19 protein-coding genes and 1 rRNA gene are annotated in these 16,420 nt (G+C 40.8%); 19 read left to right on the forward strand and 1 reads right to left on the reverse strand.

From position 1 onward, the window contains the following. Nucleotides 1–139: 139 nt before the first annotated feature. From rrf to rsmI, 14 genes are all read left to right on the forward strand, one after another. Nucleotides 140–255, forward strand: a 5S ribosomal RNA gene (rrf, locus tag C6347_RS18605). A 171-nt stretch (nt 256–426) separates the two neighbouring features. Further along, nucleotides 427–618 carry a sigma factor G inhibitor Gin gene (locus C6347_RS18610; RefSeq protein WP_003217973.1) on the forward strand — a complete coding sequence of 64 codons (192 nt, stop codon included), beginning with the start codon at nt 427–429 and terminating at the stop codon, nt 616–618. Nucleotides 619–746: 128 nt separating this feature from the next. Beyond that, entirely contained in the window at nt 747–1,361 is a 615-nt protein-coding gene (locus C6347_RS18615) for a 5-bromo-4-chloroindolyl phosphate hydrolysis family protein (RefSeq protein ID WP_106031933.1), read from the forward strand. Between the two features lie 19 nt (nt 1,362–1,380). Continuing rightward, on the forward strand, nt 1,381–2,439 hold the full coding sequence (locus tag C6347_RS18620) for a toxic anion resistance protein (protein ID WP_106031934.1): 1,059 nt from the start codon (nt 1,381–1,383) through the stop codon (nt 2,437–2,439). A gap of 77 nt (nt 2,440–2,516) precedes the next feature. Beyond that, nucleotides 2,517–3,926 carry an aminotransferase class I/II-fold pyridoxal phosphate-dependent enzyme gene (locus C6347_RS18625; protein ID WP_106037502.1) on the forward strand — a complete coding sequence of 470 codons (1,410 nt, stop codon included), beginning with the start codon at nt 2,517–2,519 and terminating at the stop codon, nt 3,924–3,926. After that, nucleotides 3,923–4,561, forward strand: a complete 639-nt coding sequence (gene tmk, locus C6347_RS18630; protein ID WP_034665671.1) for a dTMP kinase — start codon at nt 3,923–3,925, stop codon at nt 4,559–4,561. The genes C6347_RS18625 and tmk overlap by 4 nt, the downstream gene beginning before the upstream one ends. Before the next feature lie 79 nt (nt 4,562–4,640). Beyond that, the gene (locus C6347_RS18635) at nt 4,641–4,970 is read left to right on the forward strand and encodes a cyclic-di-AMP receptor (RefSeq protein WP_024425625.1); all 330 of its coding nucleotides are present in this window, start codon (nt 4,641–4,643) and stop codon (nt 4,968–4,970) included. A gap of 12 nt (nt 4,971–4,982) precedes the next feature. Beyond that, the gene (locus C6347_RS18640; protein WP_058015827.1) at nt 4,983–5,423 is read left to right on the forward strand and encodes a YaaR family protein; all 441 of its coding nucleotides are present in this window, start codon (nt 4,983–4,985) and stop codon (nt 5,421–5,423) included. An 11-nt stretch (nt 5,424–5,434) separates the two neighbouring features. Next, nucleotides 5,435–6,424, forward strand: coding sequence for a DNA polymerase III subunit delta' (gene holB, locus C6347_RS18645; protein WP_106037503.1), 990 nt, complete (start codon nt 5,435–5,437; stop codon nt 6,422–6,424). Between the two features lie 2 nt (nt 6,425–6,426). Continuing rightward, nucleotides 6,427–7,254 carry a competence/sporulation regulator complex protein RicT gene (gene ricT, locus C6347_RS18650; protein WP_012008643.1) on the forward strand — a complete coding sequence of 276 codons (828 nt, stop codon included), beginning with the start codon at nt 6,427–6,429 and terminating at the stop codon, nt 7,252–7,254. A gap of 14 nt (nt 7,255–7,268) precedes the next feature. Continuing rightward, complete coding sequence (gene yabA, locus C6347_RS18655) at nt 7,269–7,622, forward strand: DNA replication initiation control protein YabA (protein ID WP_003217957.1); 354 nt, start codon at nt 7,269–7,271, stop codon at nt 7,620–7,622. Nucleotides 7,623–7,677: 55 nt separating this feature from the next. After that, complete coding sequence (locus C6347_RS18660; protein WP_106037504.1) at nt 7,678–8,421, forward strand: tRNA1(Val) (adenine(37)-N6)-methyltransferase; 744 nt, start codon at nt 7,678–7,680, stop codon at nt 8,419–8,421. Next, nucleotides 8,408–8,704 (forward strand): GIY-YIG nuclease family protein, encoded by a 297-nt coding sequence (locus C6347_RS18665; protein WP_003217970.1) that lies wholly within the window; start codon nt 8,408–8,410, stop codon nt 8,702–8,704. Before C6347_RS18660 ends, C6347_RS18665 begins: the two co-directional genes overlap by 14 nt. Further along, complete coding sequence (rsmI, locus tag C6347_RS18670; RefSeq protein WP_106039736.1) at nt 8,682–9,560, forward strand: 16S rRNA (cytidine(1402)-2'-O)-methyltransferase; 879 nt, start codon at nt 8,682–8,684, stop codon at nt 9,558–9,560. The genes C6347_RS18665 and rsmI overlap by 23 nt, the downstream gene beginning before the upstream one ends. A 45-nt stretch (nt 9,561–9,605) precedes the next feature. Here rsmI and C6347_RS18675 read toward each other — a convergent pair whose 3' ends face one another. After that, nucleotides 9,606–9,896: a transition state genes transcriptional regulator AbrB gene (locus tag C6347_RS18675; RefSeq protein WP_087975202.1), complete on the reverse strand. Its 291-nt coding sequence runs from the start codon at nt 9,894–9,896 to the stop codon at nt 9,606–9,608. A 520-nt stretch (nt 9,897–10,416) separates the two neighbouring features. Between C6347_RS18675 and metG the strand changes: the two genes are divergently transcribed. The 5 genes from metG (at nt 10,417) to rsmA (ending at nt 16,303) form a co-directional block, all read left to right on the forward strand. Beyond that, nucleotides 10,417–12,414, forward strand: a complete 1,998-nt coding sequence (gene metG, locus C6347_RS18680) for a methionine--tRNA ligase (RefSeq protein WP_106071956.1) — start codon at nt 10,417–10,419, stop codon at nt 12,412–12,414. 82 nt (nt 12,415–12,496) lie between these two features. Beyond that, nucleotides 12,497–13,264, forward strand: coding sequence for a TatD family hydrolase (locus C6347_RS18685; RefSeq protein ID WP_034665688.1), 768 nt, complete (start codon nt 12,497–12,499; stop codon nt 13,262–13,264). Between the two features lie 244 nt (nt 13,265–13,508). After that, nucleotides 13,509–14,711, forward strand: coding sequence for a G5 and 3D domain-containing protein (locus tag C6347_RS18690; protein ID WP_034665691.1), 1,203 nt, complete (start codon nt 13,509–13,511; stop codon nt 14,709–14,711). Nucleotides 14,712–14,871: 160 nt separating this feature from the next. Beyond that, nucleotides 14,872–15,432, forward strand: coding sequence for a ribonuclease M5 (gene rnmV, locus C6347_RS18695; RefSeq protein WP_060595350.1), 561 nt, complete (start codon nt 14,872–14,874; stop codon nt 15,430–15,432). Further along, nucleotides 15,425–16,303 (forward strand): 16S rRNA (adenine(1518)-N(6)/adenine(1519)-N(6))-dimethyltransferase RsmA, encoded by an 879-nt coding sequence (gene rsmA / locus C6347_RS18700; protein WP_060595351.1) that lies wholly within the window; start codon nt 15,425–15,427, stop codon nt 16,301–16,303. The genes rnmV and rsmA overlap by 8 nt, the downstream gene beginning before the upstream one ends. Nucleotides 16,304–16,420 lie beyond the last annotated feature (117 nt).

The following is a 16,420-nucleotide window of genomic DNA, read 5'->3' on the forward strand; positions in this document are numbered from 1 at the left end:
ATCAGGTTGATAGGTCTGAGGTGGAAGCGTGGTGACACGTGGAGCTGACAGATACTAATAGATCGAGGACTTAACCTATATTCTAATGTGAAGCATGAACATTGTTATCTAGTTTTGAGAGAACATTCTCTCCATCAGGTTTGGTGGCGATAGCGAAGAGGTCACACCCGTTCCCATACCGAACACGGAAGTTAAGCTCTTCAGCGCCGATGGTAGTTGGGGGTCTCCCCCTGTGAGAGTAGGACGCCGCCAAGCTTTTCTAAGGATCAGTTCCATACGGAACTGGTCTTTTTTGTTTTTTAAGAAAAGGAACAAACACCCGATCTGACATGGATACATATACTAAACTACCATCTAAAACATTCTTAATTTTGTATACAATTGAAAGCGCTAGGGCATACTGAAGCTATAAGTGGAGGTGTCACAATGAGCAAAAAAGAGCGAGAAGCGATTTGTTTGATTTGTGAAGAGAAAAAGACAAAGGGAATTTATTTATATCATCAGTTTTTGTGCCGAGACTGTGAGCGAAAGTTAATTTCTACATCGACCTCGGATCCTAGCTATTCCGATTATGTGAGAAAGCTTAAAAATCTTCATACGCCGCCTTTGTATTCATAGACCACTAGATGGTCTTTTTTTATGAGCTATAAAGGATTGGTCTTGTTTTTTGGAACTTAGTTTGGACATCATCCGTAATTCATAATAAGATAAACAGAGAGCCTGATTATTCATAGGAGTCGATAAACATGAAATCAATCTTTTATACATTTATATGGGCCATCCTCTCTACTTTTTTTTCGCTTGTGATTTTAACCGTTAGTATTGGGGTTTTCCATCATCATGCTGGATTATCGATACTGTATGCGATGATTGGATGGGGTGTGATGTTTGTAGGGAGCAGATGGACTGCTTTCCAATTGTTTTTAAAGAAACACGGACTGTCTCGTAGTGATTATGTATATATCAAACAGCATTTAAAAGAAGCAGGGCAAAAGCTCGTGCGTTTAAAAAAAGCTTTATTTGCTGTGAAAAACGTACAAACGATCAAACATAATTATGAAGTTCTTCGGCTTGCACGACGAATCTATACAATAACAAAAAAAGAGCCAAATCGATTTTATGATGCACAGCGTTTTTATTTCGAAAGCTTGGATTCTGTCGTTGAACTAACTGAGAAATATGCACTATTGTATAATCAGCCTAATCGTAGTCATGAGCTGGAAATGACATTGAGCCAAACCCGAGTGACATTGACAGAGCTGCAAAAGCAATTGACCAATGATTTGCAGCAAGTTTTAGGAAGAGACATAGAAGCTCTTCATATTGAGCTTGAAGTAGCAGATAAAATGATGAAGAAATAGATGAAAGGAGTCAAACTCGATGAAACCGGAAGATCACGCCACACCATCACCTGCCTCCACTACAGATCTTCAGTTTCGGGTGTTTGATACCTTATCTGATGAGGAGAAAAAAGAAGCCGTGCAGCGTGCTAAGCAGATCCCTGACAATCCGCAAAAACTGCTTTTCTATGGTACACGTGTGCAGGAACGACTATTGGAACAATCACAACAGATGATGAAATATGTTGAGAAAAAAGATATTGATCAAATAGGAGACGTGCTTGAGACCTTTTTGCAGCAGCTGCATGTAGTGGAGCCTGAGGATTTACTGCCAAAGAAACAAGGTTTTTTTTTAAAATGGTTTCAACGGGATAAACGATCTACTCAGGAGATCATATCGCGTTTTCAACATGCAAAATCACAGATCGAGAGATTGTCAGCAAGGCTTCGTTATGCAAGAGGCGTATTAATCTCGGACCATATGTTATTAGAGCGTTTATTTGAAGAAAATCAAACTTATTTTCAAGAGATGACGCTGCAGGTCGCAGCAGTTGAAGCGAAAATGACAACGTTAGAGCAGCGGCCTATTTCAGAAACGCAACTTTCTGTTGACCGGACAATAGAGGAGCAATTGATGAGTCAAGAAGTCAATGAGGAAGAGTATGTGGAGAGACTAAAGGAACGAAAGTATGATTTGCTGTTAAGCCGGCAAATTGCATTGCAATGTAATGCTCAAATTCGGATGATCCAGCATACGAATCATACTTTGGCCAATCATATTCAATCAACTGTTTCTGCGTCTATTCCACTATGGATCAACCAAATGTCGATTGCGTTAACGCATATTCAGCAGCGGGCCAACTCAGCTCTTGAGAACCGAATCCAAAAAACATATGAAAAGGTATCGAAGCAGCAGGGACAGCTTCTTGAAGAGGCATCTTTTGCTCCTATAGATACGTTGAAAAAGGTCCAACGTCAATTAGCTGAAACATTACAGGAAACGTTACAGGTGAAAGAGCATGGAAGCCAAGAGCGAGCTCAATTGAAAAGCAGTATGTATGAGGCAGAGCAGCAGCTGGCGAATCCAATAAAGGAATGAGAAACCATCTTTCGGTTCACTTGTTTGAACGTTATAATAGACTTAAGATATCGTTAAAGTGAAAAGGGTCGATTTGTTTGAGAACACCTTTATATACAACATTAGCACAGCATGCGGAAAAGAAGCCTTATTCTTTTCACGTTCCAGGACATCACAATGGAGATGTCTTTTTTGATGAGGCACGGTCCCACTATGCTTCAATCCTTCAGCTGGATGTGACGGAGCTTGAAGGTCTAGATGACCTCCATCACCCGACTGGTGTGATTCAAGAGGCAGAAAATTTATTGACTAAGCTATATGGTTCAGATCAAAGCTTTTTCCTTGTAAATGGCACAACAGTCGGAAATTTGGCGATGGTGATGGCGGCATGCCGCACGGGAGACGAGATTTTTGTCCAGCGTAATTGCCATAAGTCTGTCTTCCATGCGATCGAGCTTGCAGGGGCAACGCCTATTCTGGTAGACGCTGAGATAGACCCACACTTGCATGTTCCAACACATGTGACGGATGATACAGTCAGAAAAGCCATCGCAAGACATCCTAATTGCCGAGCAATCGTTTTGACTTATCCGAACTACTATGGACATGCAGCTGATTTATCAAAGCTGATTCACATGTGTCATGAAGCAGGTGTGGTTGTTTTGGTTGATGAGGCTCATGGCGCGCATTTTGTATTAGGCGGCGCATTTCCTCCATCTGCTCTTTCCTATGGAGCGGACGTGGTGGTACAATCAGCACATAAAACCCTTCCGGCAATGACGATGGGTTCCTATCTTCATCTTCAAGGGGACCGAATCGATGCGAAGCGTTTGAAAACATTGCTCACGATGCTTCAAAGCAGTTCGCCGTCTTATCCAATTATGGCCTCATTAGATGTGGCGAGGGCTTATGTCGAGGAGATCAAAGGAAAAGGGACATTGGATGTAATCATGAAAGAACTGACAGAGCTGAAAGATCAGTTCAACCGTCTGACTCATCTTGAAGTGGTTGAGCCTGACTCGCTGCTTTCCGATCCATTAAAATGCGTCATTCGATCAACAAAAGGACTGACTGGTTACGAACTAAAACGGGTGCTTGAATCAGTGGATGTTCATCCAGAGCTTGCGGACGAACATCAGGTTTTACTTATTCTTAGCTTAGAACAGAGGAAGGACGTTCCTTTCAAGCGGATCGAGCAGGCTCTTAAGCAAAGTGATTCATTGCTCAAAGGAAAAAAACATATCCAAAATGAGACGTTATCTATTGAGACTGATGAGCAAAATCAAGACATAGAGGCTGTCCCATTTGAACATGCAGCAGGCCGGATGAGTGCAGAATCAATTATTCCCTATCCGCCTGGTATTCCTTTGATGATTAAGGGAGAGCGTATTGAGATAGATCAAATTAAGGCGTTAAGCCGTTTGCTTGGACATCAGGTTCATGTTCAAGCAAGTCAGGTCATTCATCAGAGAAAATTATATGTTTATATAGAAGAGGAGACACTATGAGCGGTATGTTTATTACGTTTGAAGGGCCAGAGGGCGCCGGAAAAACGACAGTGATTCGAAAAGTGTACGAAGAAATGGAACGTCAAGGATATGCAGTCATGGCAACACGTGAGCCGGGAGGCATTGAGATTGCTGAGCAGATTCGTGAAGTCATTTTAAATGAAAAAAACACGAAAATGGATGCGAAAACAGAGGCATTGCTGTATGCAGCAGCGAGAAGGCAGCATTTGGCTGAAAAGGTAGAACCGGCATTGCAGCGCGGAGACACAGTCTTATGTGATCGTTTTGTTGATAGCTCTCTCGCTTATCAAGGCTATGCGAGAGGGCTTGGAATTGATCAAGTCAGATCAATTAACGACTTTGCTATTGATGGCACGATGCCGCAAATGACCATTTATTTTTCCATTACACCTGAAGAAGGGTTAAAACGAATTCACGCCAATCAAGGAAGAGAAAAAAACAGATTAGACATGGAGACGCTGAATTTCCACCAGTTGGTCAGAGAAGGCTATGAACTGCTTATTGCGCAATCGCCAGAACGATTCCGTGTAGTAGATGCGTCTCAGCCGATACAGGATGTCTATGAAGAAGTACTTCGGGTGATTCAGGACACATTAAAGAAAAATCAAATATGACCTCATTCCCAATCGTTGTTATAATATAGAGGAAGACATCGGCATGTCACCTGTGCCTAAAACAAAGGAGGCCAATCAAATGAAATTAATTGTTGCCGTTGTACAGGACCAAGATAGCAGCAAGTTGTTGAAAATATTGACTGAACATCATTTCGGCGTGACAAAATTAGCTTCAACTGGTGGGTTTTTAAAGTCTGGGAATACGACTTTTATCATTGGTTGTGATGATGTCCGAGTGGATAAAGCATTACAGCTTATAAAAGAAAATTGCCGCAAACGTGATCAAATGATTGCACCTGTATCTCCAATGGGTGGTAACGCAGATTCATATGTACCATACCCTGTTGAGGTTGAAGTTGGTGGAGCTACTGTCTTTATTCTGCCAGTTGAACAATTTCATCAATTCTAAGGATGGGTTGCTGTGAAAATTAATCAAGATATGCGGCTGCTTTTAGAAAAGCGTGAACTCCAAGGCATTAAAGGAAGCCAAACATCTGCCTCCTTTAAAGCATCGATGGAGACGCAAAGCGGCAAAATGCGCTTAGAGCAGCTGACGGTCATGCTGAGTGATATCGAAGTGTTCGGTAAAAAGCTGACAAAGTCACGAAACCTAAAGGACTTGGCTAGGTTTAAAGGGCTTGTGAAGCGCTTTGTGAAAGAGACAGTCGATAATGGATTAAATATAGAAACATCAAGAAGCTTTGACATTTATGGCAACACGCGTACACTCGCTTTAGTCAAAGCATTAGATGAAAAGCTGATTGAATTAACAGAGGATATGATGGACCAAGAGAAACCTTCTATTGATTTGCTTGAACGTATTGGAGAAATAAAAGGTTTATTGATTAACCTTTACACATAGAGAGTGATAACATGGCAATTAGCTGGGATGACATGAATGATTTGCAGCCGCGCGTCATGCGGCTGATTTTTAATAGTATTGATAAAGACCGACTTGCGCATGCCTACTTATTTGAAGGAAAAAAAGGGACGGGAAAGCTGGATGCTGCGATGCTTTTGGCTAAGAGCTTTTTTTGCTTGAAAGCAGGAGTGAAACCATGTGAATCCTGCCAAAACTGCAAAAGGATTGAGTCAGGAAACCATCCCGATTTACATCTCGTGCAGCCTGATGGTCAATCGATTAAGAAAGCGCAAGTGCAGGCATTGCAAGAGGAATTTACAAAAGCAGGTGTGGAATCTCACCGAAAAATGTATATCATTCTTCATGCGGACAAAATGACGGTCAATGCCGCGAACAGTTTATTGAAGTTCCTAGAGGAGCCTAACCGGGAAACGATGGCAATTTTAATCACTGAGCAATCGCATAAAATGCTGGATACGATTATTTCAAGATGTCAGATGCTTAGCTTTCAGCCGCTGCAGCCGCAATCCTTGGAGCAGCAGCTATTACAAGAAGGCGTATCTCAGCATCTTGCAAGGCTTTTGTCGAATTTAACCAATAATTTAGCAGAAGCACTCGAATTAAGTCGAAATGATCAGTTTGCAGAGTCTAGAGCGAAAGTGATAAAATTGTATGAAGTCTTACACCAGCGAAAAGAACATGCATTTTTTTATATACAAGATCAATGGATGCCTTTTTTCAAAGAGAAAGACCTTCAAGAAACAGGTCTGGATATGCTTTTATTTATATATCGTGATGTATTGTCGATTCAAATAGGAAATGAAGATAAAGTCATTTATCAAGACTTATTCCAGACAATGAAGCAGCACGCGCTGCATTCCACACAGCAGATGGTGACGAACCAGATCCTTGCTGTATTAGAAGCGAAAAAGAGACTTCAATCCAACGTGAATGCCCAAGGGCTGATGGAGCAATTGGTGTTGATGTTGCAGGAGGGATAAGTTTGTACAACGTAATTGGTGTTCGTTTTAAAAAAGCGGGCAAAATCTATTATTTCGATCCTAATGGATTTCATATAGAAAATGATAGTTGTGTCATTGTAGAGACGGTCAGAGGAGTTGAGTACGGACAAGTGGTCATCGCTAATAAAAAAGTAGATGAACACGATGTCGTTCTTCCTCTGCGTAAGGTGATTCGTGTAGCAGACGAACGAGACCGGCTCATCGTTGAGGAAAACAAAGAAGCAGCGATGACAGCCTTTGATACATGTCTTCAGAAGGTAAGTGAACACGGGCTAGAAATGAAGCTGGTCGATGTTGAATTTACATTTGACCGAAACAAGGTCATCTTCTACTTCACAGCGGATGGCAGAGTAGATTTCCGCGAGCTAGTGAAAGATCTTGCTTCAATTTTCAAGACGAGAATTGAACTTCGCCAGATTGGTGTAAGAGACGAGGCAAAAATGCTGGGCGGCATAGGTCCTTGCGGGCGAATGCTTTGCTGTTCGACATTCTTAGGAGACTTTGAACCAGTATCCATTAAGATGGCAAAAGACCAAAACCTGTCGCTAAATCCTACAAAAATTTCAGGGCTTTGCGGCCGTTTGATGTGCTGCTTGAAATATGAGAATGATGAGTATGAAACAGCGAAAGAACAATTGCCCGATATCGGTGAAACGATTCAGACATCTAGTGGCTCTGCAAAGGTAGTAGGGCTCAACATTTTAGAACGAATTTTGCAAGTTGAATTAACCGGGCAAGAAAAAGTGATAGAATATACGTGGGAAGAATTATTACAAGAAGGCGTTGTATCTGCACAAACAACTGAGTAACGAGGTGTGCCACCTTGGATAAAAAGGAACTATTTGATACGGTGATCAATTTAGAAGAACAAATCGGTTCTCTTTATCGCCAGTTAGGTGATTTGAAAAATCATATCGGTGAAGTGATTGAAGAAAATCATCAGCTGCAGATGGAGAATCAGCACTTGCGTGAACGTCTGGATCAGTCTGATCGGGACAAATCGTCTGAGACAGAGAATGATTCTGCTCAGAAGCCAGGTCATTCTGATATAGGAGAAGGTCATGATAACCTGGCTCGGTTATATCAGGAGGGCTTCCATATTTGTAATGTACATTATGGGAGCATTCGTAAAGAGGGAGACTGTTTGTTCTGTCTGTCATTTTTAAATAAAAAATGAGAAAAGGCTTCCGCTGAATCGGAAGCCTTTTTCACAGGAAAAGAAAGGATACATCATGGTTTCGTTAAGAGAAGATGAACGATTAGATTACTTGCTCGCCGAAGATATGAAGATTATTCAAAGTAAAACGGTTTTCGCCTTTTCATTGGACGCAGTATTATTAGCGAAATTTGCGTATGTGCCAATCCAAAAAGGAGAGATCATTGATCTTTGTACGGGAAATGGCATTGTGCCATTGCTGCTTTCGACTCGATCTAAGGCCTCCATTACTGGGGTCGAAATTCAAGAACGGCTGTTTGATATGGCAAAAAGAAGTGTGGCGTATAATCAACTTGAAAAGCAGATTAAATTGATTCATGGTGATTTGAATGATATGCCAGCACGCTACGGCAACCACAAAGTAGATGTCATCACATGTAATCCGCCATATTTTAAGACACCTTCTAAGGAAGAAATCAATGAAAATGAATACTTGGCAATTGCTCGGCATGAAATCCATTGTACATTAGAAGATGTCATTCGCGTTTCTTCCACGCTGCTGAAGCAAGGGGGTAAACTGGCGATGGTTCATCGGCCGGGTCGGCTGCTTGAGATTGTGGAATTGATGAAGAAATACCGAATTGAGCCAAAACGAATTCAATTTGTTTATCCCAAACAGGGGAAAGAAGCCAATACCATCTTAGTAGAAGGTATAAAAGATGGAAAACCAGATCTGAAAATCCTCCCGCCTCTTTTTGTTTATGGAGATGATCAAGAGTATACAGAGGAAATCAGGACGATACTGTATGGAGAAGCATAATCATTATTTCTATGTATTGAAATGTGCAGACGGCAGCCTATATGCAGGTTATACAAATGATTTACAAAAAAGACTGACGACCCACAATAGTGGAAAGGGAGCAAAGTATACAAGAGCAAGACGGCCGGTTGAGCTGTATTATCATGAATGTTTTGCAACCAAAAGAGAAGCCATGCAGCAAGAATATCGTTTTAAAACGTGGACGCGGAAAAAGAAAGACCTTTATATAGAAGAAATGCGAATAGAAAAGGAGGCGGCACATGAAAACACAGAAAAGCTTTGATGGTCAATCAGATATGGGTATTCTATATCTCGTCCCAACCCCAATTGGCAATTTAGAAGATATGACGTTTCGAGCCATACAAACATTAAAAGATGTAGACTATATTGCCGCAGAAGATACAAGACAAACGAAAAAACTTTGTCATGTCTATGAAATTGATACGCCATTAACGAGTTATCATGAGCATAACAAAGACAGCAGCGGCCACAAGTTAATCGAATGGTTAAAAGAAGGAAAAAACATCGCACTCGTGAGCGATGCTGGTTTACCGACGATCTCAGATCCAGGTGCTGAAGTGGTTCGAGACTTTACTAATATCGGCGGCTATGTCGTTCCGTTACCTGGAGCAAATGCTGCACTTACAGCACTCATTGCATCAGGGATTACACCTCAGCCATTTTTCTTTTATGGTTTTCTTGACCGACAAAAAAAGGAAAAGAAAAAACAGCTCGAAGCTTTGAAGAAGCGTCAAGAAACAATCATTTTCTATGAAGCGCCCCATCGATTAAAAGAAACGCTGACTTTGATGAAGGAAGTGTGGGGCAACCGGAATATCGCCATTACGAGAGAACTAACGAAAAAATTTGAAGAGTTTATTCGTGGAGATTTAGAGTCTGTGCTGACATGGGCCGCAGAGCATCAAATCCGGGGTGAATTCTGTCTTGTTGTACAAGGTAATGATCAAGATGAAGAAGAGCTAAATGAAGATGTCTGGTGGAAGTCCTTATCTGAAAAGGAACACGTGATCCATTACATAGAAGAGGGATTAACGTCGAAGGAAGCCATTAAACGTACAGCCGTCGAACGTGGTATACCAAAGCGCATGATATACGATGCCTATCATATTGAACAATAAAGAAAGGTTCTTGCAAACGGTGCAAGAACCTTTTTTATATCAAACTTATTTTTGTGATTGAAGTTGGTTTTGGATTTCGTTAATAATTTGCTCTGCACCTTCACGGCTAAGAACTAATTTACCATTAGCAAGTTTAAGGTTATCGTCTGATACTTCACCTGTAACTTGGCAAGTCATGTTTGGTTTATATTTTTTTAGGATAATTTTTTCATCATCAACATAAATTTCCAAAGCGTCTTTTTCAGCGATTCCTAGAGTACGGCGAAGTTCGATTGGAATCACCACGCGTCCTAATTCGTCAACTTTACGTACAATACCTGTAGATTTCATCTTCATTCTCCTCCCAAAGAGTTCTTATTCTTAATATAATATTATCTTCGTCATTATTCGACAAATTCCTTACATTCATAGCATAACAAGGTTTCCATAAATCGTCAATCATTTTGTTTACTATTGTTTGTAAAATATGACTCTTAAAGTCAAAAGACCTTGAAACTATTGATTTATAAGGATTTCTCGGGTTTTTTCTATGAAAATATGAGAAATGACGAGTTCAGATTAACAAGACTTTTGCCCTAAATTAGACAATTGTAAATCTGGAAATAGATTTCATACGACAATATTCGACAAAATGTCGACAGGTTTGTCGTTTTTTTCGAAAAACTCATCTTTTTCGATCATTTCATCTTGTTCTATGTATATATGCTTGATCTTAAAGGCTAAGATGGTATCATAGAGAAAGCACAAGTGCAAAATTTAATGAATTGATCTAACACATTTTCATGTAATGATGATAACCGCTCTCGTCCATTGGGCGGGAGTTTTTGACATTTACACACACGCAGGAGGTTCCGACATGCCGGAAAAGAAAAAAACGTTTTATCTGACAACACCTATTTACTATCCGAGCGGAAAATTACATATTGGACATGCTTATACGACAGTAGCAGGGGATGCTATGGCTCGTTATAAACGTCTTCAAGGCTATGATGTGATGTATTTAACGGGTACAGATGAGCACGGACAAAAAATTCAGCAAAAAGCTGAAGAACAAAATATTACACCGATCGAGTATTTAGATCCGGTCGTAGCAGACATTCAATCATTATGGAAGAAACTCGACATTTCGAATGATGATTTCATCCGTACAACAGAAAAAAGACATACGAAAATCATTGAGCAAGTGTTTCAAAAGCTGCTTGATCAAGGTGATATTTATTTAGATCAATATGAAGGCTGGTACAGTATTCCTGATGAGACATTCTATACGGAAACACAGCTTGTGGATGTTGAGCGGAATGAAAAAGGAGAAGTCATTGGCGGGAAAAGCCCTGACAGCGGACATCCTGTCGAATTAATTAAAGAGGAATCATATTTCTTCCGTATGAGTAAGTACGCGGATCGTTTACTAGACTATTATGAGAAGAATCCAACGTTCATTCAGCCTGAATCAAGGAAAAATGAAATGATCAATAACTTCATTAAACCAGGTTTAGAGGATTTGGCTGTATCAAGAACAACCTTTGATTGGGGAATTAAAGTTCCTAACAATCCAAAACACGTCATCTATGTATGGATTGATGCGTTATTCAACTATTTAACTGCGATTGGCTACGGAACTGATCAGGATGAAAAATATAAAAAATATTGGCCTGCTAACGTGCATCTCGTAGGGAAAGAAATTGTACGCTTCCATACGATTTATTGGCCAATTATGCTGATGGCACTAGATCTGCCGCTGCCGAAACAAATTTTCGCACACGGCTGGCTGCTGATGAAAGATGGGAAGATGTCTAAATCAAAAGGGAACGTAGTAGATCCCGTCACATTAATTGATCGCTATGGCCTTGATGCCCTTCGTTATTACCTCCTTCGTGAAGTACCATTTGGTGCGGATGGTGTGTTTACACCAGAAGGATTCGTGGAACGTGTAAACTATGACCTTGCCAATGATTTAGGTAACTTGCTTAACCGTACAGTTGCGATGGTACAAAAATATTTTGACGGGACATTAAGCAGCTATAAGGGTCCAGTTAATGAGTTTGATGAGGAACTTAAAGCGGTAGCTGAGCAAACAGTCAAAGCCTATGAAGAAGCGATGGAAAACCTTGAATTCTCGGTGGCTCTTTCAAATGTTTGGACATTAATCAGCAGAACCAATAAATATATTGACCAGACAGCTCCATGGGTGTTGGCAAAGGATGAAACAAAACGAAAAGAGCTGCATTCTGTCATGTATCATTTAGCAGAATCACTGCGCATCACAGCGGTGCTCTTAACGCCATTCCTAACGAAAACACCTGAGAAAATCTTCTTCCAGCTTGGCATTGAAGAAGAGAAGCTTAAAAGCTGGGATAGCATTCTATCTTTTGGTGCCATTCAACAAGCGACGGTACAAAAAGGAGAGCCTTTGTTCCCTCGTTTAGAGGTTGAAGAAGAAGTAGCGTATATTAAAGAGAAAATGCAGGGAAGTGCACCAAAGGAAGAAGAGAAAGTTGAAATAGAAGAAACGGAATTACCTGAGCTTGGAGCAGAAATTGCATTTGATGATTTCTCAAAAGTTGATCTTCGAGTAGCACAGGTACTGGAAGCAGCCCCAGTGAAAAAAGCGGATCGTCTCTTAAAGCTTCAGCTTGATTTTGGATTTGAAAAAAGACAAATTGTTTCAGGGATTGCCAAGCATTATCAACCTGAGGAATTAGTAGGGAAAAAGCTCGTTTGCGTAGCGAATCTCACACCAGTCAAACTCAGAGGGGAAATTTCCCAGGGAATGATTTTAACTGGAGAAACTGATGGGAACTTGCAGGTTCTTGAAGTAGATCGATCTCTAGCAAATGGAACAAAAATTTTATAAATCAACAAAAGGTGTTCCACGTGTAACATTTCGTCGAACACCTTTTGTTTTTTAGAAGAATTGTCGAAAGGAGCAATCAACGATGTTATTTGATACACATGCCCATTTAAATGCTGAACAATATAATGAAGACTTAGAGCAGGTGATCGAAAGAGCGAAAAGTGAAAAAGTCGAAAAAATCGTGGTGGTAGGGTTTGACCGCCCGACAATTACGAGAGCAATGGAATTAATTGAAGAGTATGATTTCATCTATGCAGCCATTGGCTGGCATCCAGTCGATGCCATTGATATGACAGATGAGGATTTGCTGTGGATCAAAGAATTATCTCAACATGAAAAAGTCGTTGCGATTGGAGAAATGGGTCTGGATTACTATTGGGACAAGTCGCCAAAAGATGTACAAAAGGAAGTCTTTAGACGTCAAATTGCTCTTGCGAAGGAAGTGAATCTTCCAATCATTATTCATAATCGTGACGCAACGGAAGATGTCGTGACGATCTTAAAGGAAGAGGGAGCGGCTGATGTTGGAGGGATTATGCATTGCTTTACGGGCAGCCTAGAAATCGCAAAAGCGTGTATGGATATGAACTTTTATATTTCATTCGGTGGACCCGTGACATTTAAAAATGCCAAAAAACCGAAGGAAGTTGTCAAGGACATACCAAGTGACCGGCTTTTAATTGAAACAGACTGCCCTTACTTAACGCCAGCGCCATTTAGAGGGAAACGTAACGAGCCAAGTTATGTGAAATATATCGCAGAACAGATCGCGGAGTTACGAGAAACAAGCTTTGAAGAGCTTGCTGAATTGACCACAAAAAATGCGAAAAAAGTTTTCGGTATAAACTGACAGTATATGATGTCAATCCTTGTTTAAGCTTGTCCAATTGTGAAACATAACGAAAATGTTCTACACGTTTGCGCCTCCTCATAGGATAAGTTGTCGATAAGTCTTTCTTCCCTTCCTTCCATCAATCTCCCATAATAGGGTTACAATCGAGCATTTTTGTACAGTGGGAGGAAGGGTTGACAGGTTTTGAGATACTCTATATAATCTCTCCGAGGAGAAGGAGGCGTTTTTCATCGTACAAAAAATGAAAAATCTGTTTTCTGTTAAGCTAGGAAAAGGCAAGGTTTTATTACTAGTTGTTTGCTTGCTTTTAGCTGGAACTGGGACGGCTTACGGTGCGCATGAGCTCACTAAGCAGTCTATTACCATTTCAATCAATGGTAAAGAGAAGACAATTCGTACACATGAAGAGACAGTAGCACAGCTGCTTTCAGACCTTGGAATAAAGACCAGGGCGGAGGATCATATCTCTCCAAGTCTAAATACAAAAATTGAAGACAACATGAACATTGTGTATGATGCGGCTATACCGGTTCATCTGACCCTAGATGGGAAAGAGAAAACGATATGGACAACAGATCAGACGGTTGGAGCATTATTGAAGAATGAGAAGATAGATATTGGGAAGCACGATCAAGTAACTCCAGGAAAGAATGACAAGATTAAAAAGGATATGAATCTTGTGGTTCAGCAGGCCTTCCAGGTCAGCGTAAATGATGGAGGAAAAGATAAAAAGGTGTGGACCACTTCGACTACGGTCGCTGACTTTTTAAAGCAACAAGAGCTGAGGCTCAAGAAGCACGATAAGATCAAGCCTGCGTTACATAGTAACCTTTCTAAAAAGAGCGCAGATATAAAGATCACTCGGGTGGAAAAAGTCACCGATGTAGTGGAAGAGAAAATTGCTTTTGATACCAAACATAAAAAGGATCGTTCTCTTGAAAAAGGAAAAGAGAAGGTGCTTAAAAAAGGTGAAGAAGGTAAATTGAAGAAGCACTATGCCATTGTGAAAGAAAACGGCAAAGTGGTGTCTAAAGAATTGATTAAAGAAGTGACTGAAAAAGATAGCAAGGATCGTTTAGTGGCTATTGGTACACAAGTGTCCAATAAAGAGCCTAAAGCGACACCTGCCGTTTCAAGAAGCAATGAATCGTCTGGAAAAGAATTTTATGTGGCGTCGACAGCCTATACAGCGAGCTGTGCTGGATGTACGGGCAGAACGTCAACAGGCTTTGATTTAAAAGCAAATCCGGGTGCAAAGGTTATAGCAGTAGATCCGAGTGTCATTCCGCTAGGCTCTAAAGTGTATGTGGAAGGCTATGGATATGCCGTTGCATCAGACACTGGATCTGCTATAAAAGGGAATAAAATCGATGTGTTCGTCCCAAATAAGTCGGCAGCTTATCAATGGGGAAATAAACGAGTGAAAATTAGAGTACTCAAATAAACACATCAAATCATTTATATGAACAGAGGGCTTTGCGCACCCTCTGTTTTTTTGGTTATAATAGAAGCACTGTTTTCTAATTAATTAGACGCAAAAACAGCATGAAAGGTTTCATTTTTTAACCAAAAATTGTTTATTGTTTTTGCAAGCGGAGGAATACATGAAAATCAAAGAAATCATTGTGGTGGAAGGTCGTGATGACACTGCCAGAGTGAAGATGGCAGTTGATGCAGATACGATCGAAACAAACGGATCAGCTATTGGTGATACAGTTATTCAACAAGTGCGTCTTGCTCAGGAGACGAGAGGGGTCATTATTTTAACTGATCCTGATTTCCCTGGTGAGAAGATCCGGAAAACCATCGCAGAAGCGGTTCCTGGCTGTAAGCACGCATTTTTGCCAAAACATCTTGCGAAGGCGAAGCGAGACAAAGGAATTGGTGTCGAGCATGCTTCCTTGGACAGTATTCGAGAATGCCTAGCCCATGTCCATGAGGAAATGGAAGAATCGGAAAGTGACATTACATTAGATGACTTATTTGACGCAGGCCTTATCGGAGGAGAAGCATCGAAACGCCGCCGCGAACGACTAGGTATGCTTTTAAATATAGGATATACCAATGCGAAGCAGCTGCAAAAGCGCCTTCACATGTTCCAAATAACCAAACATGATTTTATTGCGGCCTTAAAGACCGTCATGCAGGAGGAAGCCGATGAATAAAGATATTGCGACACCCATCAGAACGAAGGAAATACTGAAGAAATACGGTTTCTCTTTTAAAAAGAGCTTAGGGCAGAACTTTTTAATTGATACAAATATACTCGATCGTATTGTCGATCACGCAGAGGTGACGGATGAGACCGGCGTGATTGAGATTGGGCCTGGTATCGGTGCATTGACCGAGCAGCTCGCTAAGCGTGCAAAGAAAGTCACCGCTTTTGAAATCGATCAGCGTTTATTGCCCATTTTAAACGATACACTCTCTCCATATGATAATGTCACGATCATTCATCAAGACGTATTAAAGGCGGATGTGAGGAAGGTCATCGAGGAAAATTTTGCTGACTGTAAAGAAGTGATGGTTGTCGCCAACCTTCCATATTACGTGACGACACCGATTATTATGAAGCTGCTTGAAGAAAACCTTCCATTGAAAGGGATTGTCGTCATGCTGCAAAAAGAAGTAGCAGATCGTATGGCAGCAGTCCCTTCATCAAAGGAATACAATTCGCTGTCTATCGCAGTTCAATACTATACGGAAGCGAAAACAGTAATGGTTGTGCCTAAAACGGTTTTTGTTCCACAGCCTAATGTGGATTCGGCTGTGATTAAACTAACCGTTCGTGAAACGCCTGCTGTCTCAGTAGAAAATGATGCGTTTTTCTTTCAATTGATCCGTGCGAGCTTTGGTCAGCGCCGAAAAACATTGATGAATAATCTCATGAACAATTTACCTGATGGAAAAAAACATAAAGCCATCATCGAAGAAGCACTTCAAACAGCAGACATTGATGGAAAGCGCCGCGGTGAGTCATTATCCATTGAGGAATTTGCCTGTTTGTCGAACGTTTTACAAAAAGCTCTGTCTTAAGGGCTTTTTTCTTTTGTTTTTCACCACTTTGTTCGTTCGGGCATAGGCTAGAAAGAACAGCACACATGAAAGAAGAACATATTTTAGCGTAAGACGATACCAACAGGATATGAGCCT

This window comes from Bacillus sp. NMTD17 (assembly GCF_002998735.1).
Taxonomy (GTDB): Bacteria; Bacillota; Bacilli; order Bacillales; family Bacillaceae; genus Bacillus.

Bases quoted from the DNA above. Each gene is read 5' to 3' on its own strand.
- C6347_RS18610 (WP_003217973.1), top strand. From the start codon at position 427: ATGAGCAAAAAAGAGCGAGAAGCGATTTGTTTGATTTGTGAAGAGAAA.
- C6347_RS18615 (WP_106031933.1), top strand. From the start codon at position 747: ATGAAATCAATCTTTTATACATTTATATGGGCCATCCTCTCTACTTTT.
- C6347_RS18620 (WP_106031934.1), top strand. From the start codon at position 1,381: ATGAAACCGGAAGATCACGCCACACCATCACCTGCCTCCACTACAGAT.
- tmk (WP_034665671.1), top strand. From the start codon at position 3,923: ATGAGCGGTATGTTTATTACGTTTGAAGGGCCAGAGGGCGCCGGAAAA.
- C6347_RS18635 (WP_024425625.1), top strand. From the start codon at position 4,641: ATGAAATTAATTGTTGCCGTTGTACAGGACCAAGATAGCAGCAAGTTG.
- holB (WP_106037503.1), top strand. From the start codon at position 5,435: ATGGCAATTAGCTGGGATGACATGAATGATTTGCAGCCGCGCGTCATG.
- C6347_RS18660 (WP_106037504.1), top strand. From the start codon at position 7,678: ATGGTTTCGTTAAGAGAAGATGAACGATTAGATTACTTGCTCGCCGAA.
- C6347_RS18665 (WP_003217970.1), top strand. From the start codon at position 8,408: ATGGAGAAGCATAATCATTATTTCTATGTATTGAAATGTGCAGACGGC.
- rsmI (WP_106039736.1), top strand. From the start codon at position 8,682: ATGAAAACACAGAAAAGCTTTGATGGTCAATCAGATATGGGTATTCTA.
- C6347_RS18675 (WP_087975202.1), bottom strand. From the start codon at position 9,896: ATGAAGATGAAATCTACAGGTATTGTACGTAAAGTTGACGAATTAGGA.
- metG (WP_106071956.1), top strand. From the start codon at position 10,417: ATGCCGGAAAAGAAAAAAACGTTTTATCTGACAACACCTATTTACTAT.
- C6347_RS18685 (WP_034665688.1), top strand. From the start codon at position 12,497: ATGTTATTTGATACACATGCCCATTTAAATGCTGAACAATATAATGAA.
- C6347_RS18690 (WP_034665691.1), top strand. From the start codon at position 13,509: ATGAAAAATCTGTTTTCTGTTAAGCTAGGAAAAGGCAAGGTTTTATTA.
- rnmV (WP_060595350.1), top strand. From the start codon at position 14,872: ATGAAAATCAAAGAAATCATTGTGGTGGAAGGTCGTGATGACACTGCC.
- rsmA (WP_060595351.1), top strand. From the start codon at position 15,425: ATGAATAAAGATATTGCGACACCCATCAGAACGAAGGAAATACTGAAG.